Here is a 14866-nt window from a genome sequence, read left to right as displayed (position 1 = left end):
CTTTTCATATTCAAAGAAGCCTTTTGAAGGATTTTGGATTTGATCCAAATATTCTTAAAACTTCCAAATTCATCTGAAATAATATGATAAGGAGTATTGGTAAAACCATACATATATAAGCATAATAAGCTATATTTGCGCCTTGAAAATCACTTTAAATGCAACAACCTGATCTGGAAACCGCCAAAAAATTAGGACTGATTGAATCTGAATATCATCAGATCGTTGAGATTCTTGGACGAAAACCTAATTTTACTGAACTCAGTATCTTTTCAGTCATGTGGTCTGAGCATTGTTCCTATAAGAATTCTATAAAATATTTGAAAAAACTTCCCAGAAAAGGAAGCCGGCTTTTAGTAGAAGCAGGAGAAGAAAATGCGGGACTGGTGGACATTGGGGATGGATTGGCCTGCGCCTTTAAAATTGAATCTCACAATCATCCTTCAGCCATAGAGCCATATCAGGGTGCAGCGACCGGTGTCGGGGGAATCCATCGGGATATATTCACAATGGGGGCCAGACCCATTGCAGCTTTGAATTCATTGAGGTTTGGAAATCCGGACCTTCCACATACTAAAAAATTAATAAGGGGAGTCGTTAAAGGTATTGGCAATTATGGCAATTCTTTTGGCGTGCCTACCGTAGGGGGCGAGGTTTATTTTAATGAATGTTACAATCAAAACATATTGGTCAATGCCATGTCAGTAGGGATTGTAGAAGTGGGCAAAACCGTTTCTGCAAGTGCTGACGGACCTGGCAATCCTGTTTTCATTGTTGGTTCTTCCACAGGAAAGGATGGTATACACGGTGCCACTTTTGCATCCGCAGATCTTTCAGAAAATTCATCTGAAGATCTTCCTGCCGTCCAAGTGGGCGATCCATTTCAAGAAAAACTTTTACTCGAGGCCAGTCTTGAAGCCATCGCAACAGGACAGATCGTGGGCATGCAGGATATGGGAGCAGCCGGAATTACCTGTTCCACCTCAGAAATGTCTGCTAAATCCAAAACCGGTATGGTGATTTGGTTGGACAAGGTTCCTACCCGTCAGGCAAAAATGCAGGCATTTGAAATTCTTCTGTCTGAATCCCAGGAACGGATGCTGATTGTTTGTAAAAAGGGCGGAGAAAGTGAGTTGTTGAAAGTTTTTGATAAATGGGATCTGGAATGTGTGCAGATTGGAGAAGTTACCAATACCGGCCGATTGGAGTATTTCATGAATGGAGAAAAGGTGGCGGATGTTCCTGCTCATGCTTTGGTACTTGGAGGAGGTGCACCGGTATATGACCGGGAAATGATTCGCCCGGCCTACATGGATAAAGTAGATGAGTTCTCCCCTTCCATGATTCTGGAGCCAGACGATTTGGTATCTATTTCAAAACGGCTTATTTCTACACCTAACATAGCTTCAAAGTCCTGGATTTATGAGCAATATGACCGAATGGTAAGAACCGGAACCATGACTTCTGTAGTCAGTTCTGATGCAGCTGTTGTTCGGATGAAAGGCACCAAAAAAGCACTTGCCTTGAGTGTTGACTGCAATTCTGCCTATGTCCATGTTGATCCTTATGAAGGTGCCATGATAGCGGTGGCTGAATGTGCCAGAAACATAAGCTGCTCAGGTGGCCTACCGGTAGCCATAACCAATTGTCTTAATTTTGGAAATCCCTATAATCCTGAAGTATATTTTCAATTTGTCCATGCGTTGAGAGGAATGGGTGATGCATGCTTAAAATTTGATACACCCGTCACTGGAGGAAATGTAAGTTTTTATAATCAAAGTACGATAAATCATAAAATTGAGCCGGTCTACCCTACTCCGACTATAGGCATGTTGGGAATTATAGATGATGCTTCCAAAATGATGACAATTGATTTTAAAAACGAGGGAGATCTCATTTTTCTGATTGGGAGACAAAACAACCATATTGGTTATAGTGAATATGTTGTGCACATTCATGGATTTGACCTCTCCCCGGCTCCATATTTTAATCTTAATGAGGAGTACAATATGCAGGCTGCCTTGAGAAAATCAATTCATGAAGGACTGATTGAATCCGCACATGATGTTTCCGAAGGAGGTGTTTTTATCAGCCTTACCGAGTCGGCAATGGCTGGGTTAATTGGTTACGACATAAAAGTCCATGAACAATACCGCAAGGATATCTTTTTATTTGGAGAGAGCCAGGGCAGAGTCGTGGTTAGTTGCAAACCCTTAAACAAAACGAAGCTTCTTGCGTTTTTTGCAGATCAGGGAGTGGATATACATGAATTGGGTACTGTAAAATCTTCTAAACTCGTGATTGATGGACAAGTGTTTGGGGATCTTAAGGAGTATTCCGAATTATACCAACAAGCGCTTTCCCTAAAAATGGATCATTAATTAAAATTGATATAAATGAAATTGTTAGTAAAGATTAGTAGTTTTTTTATGGGCATAGTTCTGTTTGCCTCGTGTTCCAATGATGTAAAAATAAACGGTGATTTTTCAGATGGCGGAGACATGAATGTGAGTCTTGAGCGAATTGGTCTTGACAATACTTCTGTTCCGGTGGATAATCAAAAAATGGCAAGTGGCAAGTTTGGTTTTGCCTTAAAGGAAGTTCCTAAGCCTGGACTTTACCGTATTAAAATGGGACAAAGTCAATTAATTTTTGTCTTGGATGGGTCGGAAAAAAAAGTAGAATTTTCCGGAACATTGGCAGATGTGAATCAAGGCAAATATGAACTTAAAGGTGCTCCTGCTGCCGAAGAGGTCGTAAATTCCTTGAAAAATTTAATGACTGGTCAAGTAACCATAGAAATGGCTCAGAAAAAAATTGATGAAGCCACACATCCATTGTCTAAAGGACTGCTTGCCGTTCAATTGTTAGGTTTTAGGCCTGAATTTATTGCTCAGCACAAAACCGTTATTGCTCAATTGAAAGAAAAGTACCCGGAATCAGAATTCACCAAATCATATGAGAGTTTTGTGGTCCAGACTGAGCAGGCGGCCGCACAAGAAAAAGCTCAGGAAAGTATTCAGGTAGGCATGCAGGCTCCTGACATCAATCTTCCTTCACCGGCAGGGAAATCTTACAAATTATCTGACTTAAAAGGTAAAGTAGTTTTGATAGACTTCTGGGCAAGCTGGTGCGGACCATGTAGAAGAGCAAATCCTCATGTAGTGGATGTTTACAATAGATACAAGGCTAAAGGATTTACAGTTTACAGTGTCTCCTTGGATGGTGTGGACAGCAGAACGAAATCGCAGTTGGGAGACGAAGCTCAGATTCAGGAATTTACCAAGAGGGCAAAAGATGCCTGGGTAGGAGCCATTGAAAAAGATGGATTGAGTTGGGATACACACGTAAGTGATCTTAAAAAATGGGAGTGCGCTCCAGCTGGAAGCTATGGTGTCAGGGCCATTCCAAAAACTTTCCTGGTTGACAGGGACGGTAAAATTGCCGCCATCGACCCGAGAGATAATCTGGAAGAAGAAATTAAAAAATTACTCTAATATTAGTTTTTATAAATATTAAAAGCCTCGAGGAATCGGGGCTTTTTTTTTACCCGATTTTACGCATAAAATTTTCTAGTGATTTTCTGGCTGAACGCTGAACTTTCTTTCTAAAAAAAGGCATCCAACCTAGCAAAACTCCTTTCCAACCAAATGCCTGTCTTGCCCAGGCATAAAAATTAAAATGATCCAAATGATGGATGATCTTACCTTCCCCAAATTTAAAGCTCGCATGAATTATATTCACCACTTTTCTTCCGGTAGGTGAAAACGTATATTGAGCTTGCCAAACAGCTGTTCCTGATTGTTCAGTAGCCTTGACTTCTCCAAATTCTATTTTTATATCGGTGCTACGGCTCAAAAGCATTGTCCACATTGCTATTGTCTGTTCGTAATGAAGGTCGTTAAAGACTTCATCTGAAAAAATCAATTGTTCTGAGTACAATAATTTCAAACTTTCAAATTCCTTTGATTTTAGCGCGGTATAAAAAGAATGGATAATTGCTGTATTAGATTCCATGTCTAAGTTATTATAATACCTTCTTCAAAAAATGTAGATGTAATACTATCTTATAAAGGTAAATATTAATTACCATTCTTTGAGATGTTACAAATTCAACAACCATCAGTACATTTAAAAGTCAATAACAGGATTCATTTTGTGGCATTAGCTCATAAATATAGTTTCCATTTCATTTGAACCTCGATCCTTAAATAGCCATTTAATTAACCAAACTATATTAACAAGTGAATGGAACAGATTTCTATGCTTTAGAGATGTCTTTTGTAAAAACTTTATTCCATGATCCTGAATATCTTTATGATAAATTTTGTCGATGAAAAAAGATATATATATTCAAACAAACATCAGTCACCCGTGGCATGGAGTAGATTCAAACTGGGAGAATAACCTGATCAATGCCGTTGTGGAGATTCCAAAAGGGGAAAGATCTAAGTTTGAGATTGATAAGCAAAGCGGTCTGATAAAGTTGGACAGAGTGCTATCAGGCTCACAAGAATATCCAACGAATTATGGAATTATTCCCAAGACACTGGGCGAAGACGGTGATCCACTGGATATACTTGTACTTTCTAATTCCCCCCTCCCTTCCCTTTGTCTGGTTCGTTGCCGAATATTAGGTGCATTTAAAATGCAGGATCAGGGTATTCCGGATGATAAAATTTTAGCTGTAGCAGATAAGGATGCTACCTTGAGCCATTTAAAATCTATGGATGATTTGCCGGATCATTTTAAAAATGAATTGAAACATTTTTTTGAGCAATACACTGTTTTAGAAAATAAGACAGTAAATTTTTTAGGATTTGAATCTTACGAAGCGGCAAACTTATTAATCACCAAATGCAGAGACAGGTACCAACATACCTATGCAATGGATAAAATTGGAACGTCCTGATTATCTGTGTTTATAAATCCTGTGATTTGAGTTATATTTGAATCAAAATAAGGCACGTGAAAAGGTACTTTTTATTATTACTTATAATACTTTTTAATAATACATTATTTTCTCAAATACAATCACTTCAGAAATATATCGAAGAAGGAAAAAATTTTAATGAGATCTACCGCAAAGCGGATAAGATGATTCGTCGACATAAATTAGAAGAAAAGGAGTACAGAGATACCTATAGAAAAAGTAAATCCAACAAGGATCACCTCGATAATGAGCGCTTAAGATTGGAGCGTTGGGCCTGGTATTGGCGAGACAGATTGAACGAGGACGGCAGTTTTCCAGATATAAGCCGCCAGCATGAAATTTATCGATTAGTCAACCAGACATCCAAAAAACAAACTTCACGTGAAGAAAAAGCTTGGAAACATGAAGGCCCTGTGCGCAATACCGGCGGATATTGGGGAATGGGGCGTACCACGCACATTGACTTTCACCCTACTCAGCAGGGCACTTTTTATGTTGCTGCTCCAAACGGCGGACTTTGGAAAACTACCAATGGTGGCTTAAACTATGTCTCATTAGGGGAAGATTTACCACAGCAGCCAGTTGGGATTGTCATTGTAGATCAGAAGAATCCGAATAACATTTTTATCAGCCTTGGTGAAAAAGAAGGCTGGTGGCAATATGGTCTTGGTGTATATAAATCAACAGATGGCGGCATTAGCTGGAAGGCAACAGGACTTAATTGGAAGCTTACGGACAACAAAGTATTATATGGATTGGAAATGAATTCTAAAAATTCCAATATCCTAATTGCGGCGACCAATGATGGTTTGTATAAAACATTTAATGGAGGAACCAGTTGGATCAAAGTAAGAAATGAAAATTTCTCAGATGTAAAATACCACCCTACAGACACCTCCATTGTATATGCTGCAATAAATGATTATTGGGGGAGCTGTGAAATTCTTAAATCTATTGACGGTGGCAAGAGCTGGAATCAAGTCTCCTCCTTTGCGACACAGAAATCATTCCTGCGACTAGCTGTTACGCTAGCGGCTCCTTCTTATCTGGGAGTCAATGCAAGTGTGGATGGTGCTAAGAAATTTTTCTTATCAAAAGATCTTGGTGCAAGCTTTAAATTTATTTCCGACATGCCGGAAAATCTAGTGATGTGTTTCAGTCAGCAGAATGCTGACATTATGTATTGCGGCTATGTTGTTTTGTACAAATCAAATGATGGTGGAGTGACCTGGACCAAATTTACCCATTGGCACGGTGGAACAGAATATCCTGAAATTCATGCAGACCATCATTACGTAGCTTCACATCCCAAGCAAAAACAAGATCTTTATTTTTGTAATGATGGTGGTGTACACAAATACGATGAGAATACAGATAAATGGACTGAATTGGTCAACGGTCTTGCCATTACGCAATTTTACAAAATGGCTGTATCCAATTCAACACCTGCAGTACTTATTGGCGGAAGTCAGGACAATGGAGGCTATATAAGAAGAGCGAATGGCAATTGGGGAAATACCAATGGGGGTGATGCCATGTGGCAACTGATAGACCCCACTAATCCAAACATTGGATATACGGAATACTGGGGTGGCACAGCAGTATACCGCACCACAAATGGATTTTATGATCTTACAGAAATTTCAGTCAATGTCCCAGGCGATCCTCAAGGGCAGTGGGTCACCCCATTTGTTTTAAATCCAAAAAATCCAAAAACATTTATCATCGGATATCACGAAGTTTTTGCAAGCCATAACCGTGGAAATAGTTTTGTTGCACTCAGCAAGAATTTAACCGGAGGTGAGGACAAAGATTTACGAAATGTAGTGATGAGCCCAATTGATACCAATACGATACTTGCCTCCTACAGTAATATCGTTTATCACACCAGAGATTATGGAAAAAATTGGTCAAAAACCACTGTTCCTCTTTCTTTGGATGTTACAGGAATAGAGTTTCATTCAAAAGATACCAACAGGATTTGGATTACCAGAGGAGGACTTGGCACCATTAAAGTGATGGAATCAAAGGACCGAGGTAAAACATGGGGGAATGTCACCAAGAATTTTGTAAATACGCCTGCACTTTGCGTCACCTTTGATGAAACATCAAATCTATTATTTGTAGGTACTGACATTGGGGTATTCTATTCAGATGTCAATGATTTTAACTGGAAATATTATGGGGTTGATTTACCTAATACGTCTGTCACCGATATAGATCTTCACAGACCAACCAGAAAAATGTACATTTCTACTTATGGCCGGGGATTTTATTCTATTGACTTGCCAGATTGCTACCCTGCAGAAATAAATGTACAAGCGAGCACTTCAGGCGATTCATTTAAAGATGTAGATACATTAAAAATTTGCCTGGGGCAATCATTGAAATTAAAATCCAGTCAGGAATCACTTACAGGAACCTTCCAGTGGATAGGCCCTTTGGGATTGGATACTGTAATCTCTAACTATAACATCCTTGACCTAGGTAAGATAACTACCTTTTCGAAAGCAGGGGTCTATGTGTTGGATTATCTCTCTCCTTCCGGGTGCAACAGATCAGATACTTTTTGGTTAAAGGTGTATTCTAATCCTGTTACAAAAATAACTTCGGATTATACTTCAATCGATTGCAGACATGGAGAAATAATATTGAGTCACCAAAATCCAAATAAGGACTTCAAACAAACGTGGAGTTTTCAACAAAATAGTTTTTCAGACAGTGCAGCCGTTGTAATTAAAGAAGAAGGAACTTATAAATTGACCATACTCAATGCGCTTACAGGTTGTTCTGCTTCAGACTCTATCTATATTAGGAAATTTATTTCCCCCAATCTCAGTTACACCAAAGAAGATTTAAGATGCTTTGGAGACTCCACCGGAAAAATAGAATTGAAATTAAGTGGCGGAACACAACCAATTATTCTGAGCTACTCTGATGCACGCATTGCATCGAACCCAACAAATTTGACAGCCGGAATTTACAAGGTAACAGCTAAGGACTCCATAGGATGTATTTCCGAAGTCGAAATAAAAATTATCGAACCAGCAGAAATCAGGATTACTACTATGGTCACACATACTTCCGGGAATGAAGGAAAAATTGTACTGGATGTTACCGGAGGCACCCCACCCTATTTATTTAAATGGTATAAGGAGAATGTTGAAATTAGTAATTCCAAAGACTTAGAAAATCTTAATCCTGGAATTTACGAAGTTGTGGTAACCGATTCGCTGGGGTGTGTCTATAAATCTGATTACATTACAATAAACAATTCTACAGGAATTAACACATCTAGCTTTGGTAAAATCTATTTATACCCCACTCCTGCAAAAGATAAATTGGTATTGCATTTTGACCAAATTCCCTCAGAACCTATCGCGATCGATATAATCGGATTGGGTGGTCAAATAATGTTCGGAAAAGAATTTATTCTGAACACCCAAGAATTTGATATAAATCTCAAGAGCATACAAGCTGGGTATTACAAATTAATTATCAGAACCAAAAGCCAAACAAAAGAACTACGATTTGAAGTAGTTAAATAAAAAACATTTAAGAATTTATGTTGCGTAAAATGAAAGTATCCAAACTCGGTTTTTTAATTGTTGCATTTATTATTTTTTCATCCTTGCAGTCTCTTTTTGCAGGAGAAGGGATGTGGCTTCCACAATTCCTCAAGGCACTGAATGAAAAGGAGATGAAGTCCATGGGAATGAAAATAAATGCTGAAGATATTTACAGTGTAAACAAGGGTTCATTAAAAGATGCTATTGTTCAGTTTGGAGGTGGATGTACCGGAGAAATAATTTCATCGCAGGGATTAATTTTAACAAACCATCATTGTGGATTTAGTTATATTCAATCTCATTCCTCCGTTGAAAAAAATCTGATCAAGGATGGCTATTGGGCAAAAGATTACAATTCTGAATTGGCATGTGCAGGGTTAACTGCAACTTTGATAGTCAGGATTGAAGAGGTGACAAAAGAAATGTTGAAAAACATCACACCAGACATGAAAGACAATCAGCGAAGACTGATTTATGATCGAAATCAAAATGAACTTCTCAAAAATATACAAAAAAAACCATTTGAAGAAGTCAGCATCAGATCCTTTTACAATGGCAATCAGTTTTTTGCTTTTGTCACATTGACCTATAGAGACATTAGGTTGGTTGGTACACCACCTGAATCCATCGGAAAATTTGGTGCAGACACAGACAATTGGGTTTGGCCCAGACACACCGGAGATTTTTCAATTTTTAGGATTTATGCCGGAAAGAATAATTTGCCGGCAGAATTTTCTAAAGAAAATGTACCTTATATTCCAAAGCATTCTTTGCCAATTTCTTTAGATGGCGTAGAGGCGGGAGATTTTACCATGATATTTGGTTTTCCCGGCAGAACCAATGAATATCTTACGAAAGAAGGAGTTCGTCAAATCACGGAAGTTCAAAACCCTGTGAGAATAAAGATTCGTGACCAGGTTCTCAAAATCATGGACAAATACATGCGCAGCAGTGTAAAAACCAAAATCCAATATTCTGCTTTGTACGCAGGAATTGCCAACTATTGGAAAAAATGGATTGGAGAAAGTCAGGGTGTAAAATTTACAAATGGTTTAGAAAGAAAACAAAGGACTGATGAAGAATTCAACAAAAGAGTTCAGACCAATCCAAACTGGGCCTCCTACAGATCTCTGGTTAGTGATTTGGAAACTCAATATCAATTATTAGAACCTATGGCTGTGGCAAAAGAATATTATGCGGAGGGTTTTCAGCGAAATATTGACCTTTTTAATTGCTACAGCAGAATCCGAAAACTTTCGGAAACTTATGAAGGGCGAGGAGAGGAAATTTTCAAGAGCAAGAGAAATGAAATGTTTAAATCTGCAGAAGGAATATTTAAAAATTTTGACATTCAAGTTGAGAAAGAAATTTTTAAAAATGTACTTAAGACTGTAGTGGAAGGAGTGGATTCGGAATTGTTGGTTCCTTATTTGAGAGATCAGTTAAACGCATATAAAAATGACTACTCAACTTTTACTGAAAATTTATATACTTCCAGTGCATTCACTACTCCGGACAGTCTGAGAAGTCTTAATTCTCTTGAGTTTCCTCAATGGATAAACAGGGTACAGTCGGATCCGGTTTGGAAATTTTATGAAGAACTCAATTACTTCTTGATCAATGGAATTCAAAAAAGAGCCGGTGAACATGAGGAGAACATTGCAGATTTAAGGAGAAGACATATGGCTGCTCTAATGGAAGTTTTTCCGGAGCGTAAATTTTATCCGGATGCAAATTCCACATTAAGAGTGGCCTATGGTAAAGTAGAAGGCTTCCTTCCAAGAGATGGCGTTACCTATCTACCCAAAACATATTTGGATGGCGTTATTGAAAAATATGTTCCGGAAGATTATGAATTTGATGTCCATCCAAAATTGAGAAGTTTGTTTGAAAAGAAAGATTTTGGAGTCTATGGGGAAAAAGGAAAAATGCCTCTCGCATTCATAGCTTCCAATCACACTACAGGAGGTAATTCCGGAAGTCCCGCCATTGATGCACATGGAAATCTCATAGGTTTAAATTTTGATCGGGTATGGGAAGGAACCATGAGTGACATCAATTATGATGTCAGAATTTGTCGCAACATCATGGTCGATGCGAGATATGTTTTATTCATTGTAGATAAATTTGCCGAAGCTGATCACATTCTCTCGGAATTGAAGTTGGTTCATCCAAAAAACAATAAAAGAGGAAAGCAAAAATTATAAGCTTATATTCGTAAAATTTTATTCAGAATCTGTTCTTATAAATTGGAAAGAAAAATGCGGTTGAAGTTTAGTACCATCTTAAGTTTGGCAATTCTAACCATAGGTAGAATTACATTATTAAGTAGTCAGTGCACAGGTATTGACGCAGATGCAGGGCCGGATCTATTTACATGTGACCCAAATGATCCCATTACTTTGCAAGGGAACGTGATGGGAAATTACACAAAATTCAGTTGGTCCCCTACTTCCGGATTAAGTGATCCTATGATACTGGACCCTCAGGTTACCCACAAGAATCCCGGAATTTATAAGTACAAACTATCAGCAGAAGGAGTCGGCGCAACAAATCTTATCATTAACGGAAATTTTGAAGCAGGTAATACAGGATTCAGCACCAGCTATATTTATGGTGTCCCGGGCAGTCCTTTTGGCCCCAATAATTATGGAGTAGGTGATAATCCACAAGCCTATAACGGTGGCTTTTCACCATGCGGAGATCACACTTCCGGATCAGGTCAACAAATGGTCGTGGATGGATCGACCACTCCAGGATCAAACGTTTGGTGTCAAACGGTGGCGGTAACTCCCGGAAACAGTTATTTGGTTGAGTTTTATGTCCAAAATGTATACCCTGTTTCACCATCTGTATTAAATCTCAAAGTGAATGGGGCTACTATTGGGTCCGGAGTAGCCGGAGCCCTGTGTGATTGGATTAGAATTGAGGGTTGCTTTACCGCTTCTTCGGGCTCTGCAAATATTTGTATAACAGAAGCATCTGGAGTCGGATTTGGAAATGACTTTGCGATAGATGACATTGCGATGTTTGAAAAGTGTATGGACATGGATGAAGTCACTGTAGAAATTGTGGATGTCATTGCCAAATTAACCATCCCGTTTAAACCAAAATGCTCGTCAGAAACATTTGACTTATTTGCTACAGGATCATCTTTTGGCCCGAATGTAAGTTATGAATGGTCTACCGATGTTGGTAAAATAATTTCTCAAAATGGATTGATGGCTAAAGCCAAAGGTTCCGGCATTTATACCGTAAAAGTAAAATACAAAAACGGTACTGTGGAATGTGAAGAAGAAGCCTCCATTGAATACATCGCACCCGATGAATTGGTCGGATTTGTAGATGCTGACGGCAGGATAGATTGTCAGAAGGACAGCGTACAATTAATTGCAAACCTTACTTCAGGTAGTGGAATTTACAGTTATAAGTGGAGTCCTGACAGTAACCTTATCGATGGGCAAAATACCGAAATAGTCCTTGTCAAAAAGGCCGGAAAATACACTGTCACCATCACTGATCAGACTTCCGGTTGCACGCTTTTAATAGACTATGATGTGAAGGCGGATACTGTCAGACCAATTGCCGGAATAACAGGTGACAGTCTTCTGAATTGTAAAAAACAACTGTTTACATTAAACTCTACTATTCTGGACAGCACTAAATACTTTTTGAGCTGGACTCATCCGGATTTAACCATAACCAATCAAAAATTAACTCTGGCAGGGAACTTGCCCGGGAAATATAAATTATCTATACTTGACAAAAACAATCATTGTGAAGACAGTGTAAATTGGGATGTCAAAATTGATACGTTGGCTCCGCTTATTGAATTGGGTAGTAATCTTAGCATTGATTGCAAAAACAATGGTGTGAACGTTACCAACAATTCCAGCAATCCATCCGGAAACTATAGCTATTTTTGGAGCGTAGACACCACCAAATTCCCCAAAGAAAATGTACTGTCAGACAAGCTAATTGTAAAAAGTGGTCTGGTAATTTTAAAATTAGTCAATGATATAAATGGATGTGAATCATCCGACAGTTTGACAGTGTTAGATTCCAGAATGGTGCCATTGCTGGATGCCGGAAAGAATGAAATCCTAACTTGCAAAACATCCAGTTTTAAACTGAATGCAACGGTTAATTCCAATGACTCCCTTGACATCACATGGACCAGCGTCGGAGGGAATATTGTGTCAGGCAGCAATCGTGTGGACCCTACTATTAACCAAAAAGGATGGTATTACATCCGAATTAAAAACAGGGCGAATGATTGTGAAAATTTGGATTCACTGTTTGTTGATCAAAACATTTTAAAACCAATAGTAAGTGCAGGCTCAGATCAGATTTTTAGTTGCGTGGATACATTAAAAACAATTGATGGCTCCTCCAGCAGTTCAGGTTCTCAATTCTCATTTAGGTGGACAAGCCCGGATGGGATTATAAAATCAGGGAACGGGACTAATAAAATTGAAGTCCGCACTCCTGGCACTTATATACTAGTTGTAACAGATACGATTAACGGTTGTCAGGATTCTTCAAGTGTCAAAATCACTCCGGACTTAAATAAACCAATTGTAAGCATAAAATCACCCGACACACTCAACTGCAATAAGTTGGATATTGATTTGACCGCAACCGCAAATTCGCAGAGTGGCAATCAACTTAGTTATGAATGGTCCTCTCAGGGTGGCGGAACCATCCAATCTCCGAATGCCCTGCAAACCAAAATAAATGCACCTGGCACTTACATTTTCAAAGCCACTGACCAATCTAATGGTTGCAGTGCATCCTTCAGTGTAAGTGTTGCAATTGATACTGTAAAACCAATGGTAAATGCCGGCAAGGATTTGATTTGGAATTGTGAAAGCCAACAACTTACTCTAAGTGGAACGGCATCTGGAAATTCAAATTCATTTAGTTTTAACTGGACCAGCACGGGAGGTCAGATCCAGGGTAATTCCGGATCGAAAAACATCACAGTTGTTTCTCCAGGAACTTATACAGTAACAGTAAAAGATTTAATTAATGGCTGTGAATCTTCCGACATGCTCAGCATTATTCCTGACCTTACAAAACCAATTGTGAATATTCAAACACCGGATACACTAAATTGTAAAAGAAGTATATTAAATATAAATGCCGGAAGTTCAAGCAATGGAAACCGATATTTAACAAGCTGGCAAAGTAATGGCGGCAATATTTTGGGTAGTCCTTCCAATTTAAATATCAGCGTTGATAAAGCAGGGGTTTATGTGCTTACCATAAAAGACACCGTTAACAAATGTGTTTCTCTGGACAGTATCCGTGTGTTCGAAGATTTCAACAAACCAACGATCAATTTTCCTGTCATTGGAGAAATCACTTGCTCAAAAAAGGATATATTAATTCAGGGAATAGTTCAGAATCAGGGAAAAAATTTCCAATTAATTTGGAACACGACCAATGGATCCATCATTGGAGCTACTGACAAAACAGATTGTCTGGCAGGAAGTAAAGGGACTTATTATTTAAAAGTTAAAAACCTTGACAATGGCTGCGAAACAACTGATTCCATCTCTGTCCTTGAAAATACGAATGTGCCCACACTCCTGAATTATGATTTGGAACAAGCCAGGTGTACAGGTGAAAATGCTTCTCTCACCCTAGTCAATATAGTAGGAGGCGTACAGCCATATACTTATTTTTTGGATAATATTCCGGTTGCGGGCCCCTACATATCAGGATTACAACCAGGTCGCAGAACTATACGAGTTGTGGATGCCAATGGATGTATTCTGAATTCAGATTTTATTGTAACCATTCCAGATCCGGTTGGAGTTAGCTTGCCACCTGTGATTAAAATTAATGAGGGCGACCCCTTGGTTTTACAGGCAGTAATCATCACACCCAAAGATTCTATCGATTGGATAAAATGGGATCCTGTTGACAATTTATCATGTTCTGATTGTGCAAATCCGTCTGTAACAAATTTACAAAAAGAGACCACTTACACTGTAACTTATGCTAATAAAGAGGGTTGTATTGCATCCGCAAGCATCACCATCCAAATTATTAAGAAAGGAATATGGATACCTTCCGTATTTAGCCCCAACGGAGATGGAATCAATGACTGGTTTTTCCCAAGTGTTACAGAGGACAGTTACAAGACCATCAGAAAATTTTCTATTTTCAGTAGATGGGGAGAAAGAATTTTTGACAAAGTAAATATTCAGCCCAACATACCAGGTGAAGGTTGGAATGGAGAATTTAAGAATGAACCACTCAATCCGGGAGTTTTTATTTACGTACTTGAAATTGAATGGAATGATGGTAAAGTCCAACAACTTACCGGTGATATCAACTTACTCAGATAATCTAA

Annotated in this window: 7 protein-coding genes; 6 read left to right on the top strand and 1 reads right to left on the bottom strand. The window is 38.6% G+C overall.

Features of this window, described 5'->3' with window-relative positions; all coding sequences use genetic code 11:
* The first annotated feature begins 158 nt into the window (after positions 1-158).
* On the top strand, positions 159-2381 hold the full coding sequence (gene purL, locus IPJ53_07515) for a phosphoribosylformylglycinamidine synthase subunit PurL (protein MBK7798943.1): 2223 nt from the start codon (positions 159-161) through the stop codon (positions 2379-2381).
* Between the two features lie 15 nt (positions 2382-2396).
* Positions 2397-3497, top strand: a complete 1101-nt coding sequence (locus IPJ53_07510) for a TlpA family protein disulfide reductase (GenBank protein ID MBK7798942.1) — start codon at positions 2397-2399, stop codon at positions 3495-3497.
* A gap of 49 nt (positions 3498-3546) precedes the next feature.
* On the opposite strand, the gene IPJ53_07505 is transcribed toward IPJ53_07510, so the two are convergent.
* Positions 3547-4017: a nuclear transport factor 2 family protein gene (locus tag IPJ53_07505; GenBank protein MBK7798941.1), complete on the bottom strand. Its 471-nt coding sequence runs from the start codon at positions 4015-4017 to the stop codon at positions 3547-3549.
* Positions 4018-4333: 316 nt separating this feature from the next.
* Between IPJ53_07505 and IPJ53_07500 the strand changes: the two genes are divergently transcribed.
* The 4 genes from IPJ53_07500 to IPJ53_07485 all read left to right on the top strand — a co-directional run bounded on the left by IPJ53_07500 (position 4334) and on the right by IPJ53_07485 (position 14861).
* Positions 4334-4912: an inorganic diphosphatase gene (locus IPJ53_07500; GenBank protein MBK7798940.1), complete on the top strand. Its 579-nt coding sequence runs from the start codon at positions 4334-4336 to the stop codon at positions 4910-4912.
* A gap of 56 nt (positions 4913-4968) precedes the next feature.
* A complete protein-coding gene (locus IPJ53_07495) occupies positions 4969-8481 on the top strand; it encodes a hypothetical protein (GenBank protein MBK7798939.1) in 3513 nt (1170 codons plus the stop codon).
* A gap of 110 nt (positions 8482-8591) precedes the next feature.
* The gene (locus tag IPJ53_07490) at positions 8592-10709 is read left to right on the top strand and encodes a S46 family peptidase (protein MBK7798938.1); all 2118 of its coding nucleotides are present in this window, start codon (positions 8592-8594) and stop codon (positions 10707-10709) included.
* 54 nt (positions 10710-10763) lie between these two features.
* Entirely contained in the window at positions 10764-14861 is a 4098-nt protein-coding gene (locus tag IPJ53_07485; protein MBK7798937.1) for a gliding motility-associated C-terminal domain-containing protein, read from the top strand.
* Positions 14862-14866 lie beyond the last annotated feature (5 nt).

Source organism: Candidatus Vicinibacter affinis (assembly GCA_016714365.1).
Taxonomy (GTDB): domain Bacteria; phylum Bacteroidota; class Bacteroidia; order Chitinophagales; family Saprospiraceae; genus Vicinibacter; species Vicinibacter affinis.
Note: the sequence above shows the minus strand (reverse complement) of the source record. Positions and strands in the feature narration are given on the sequence as shown.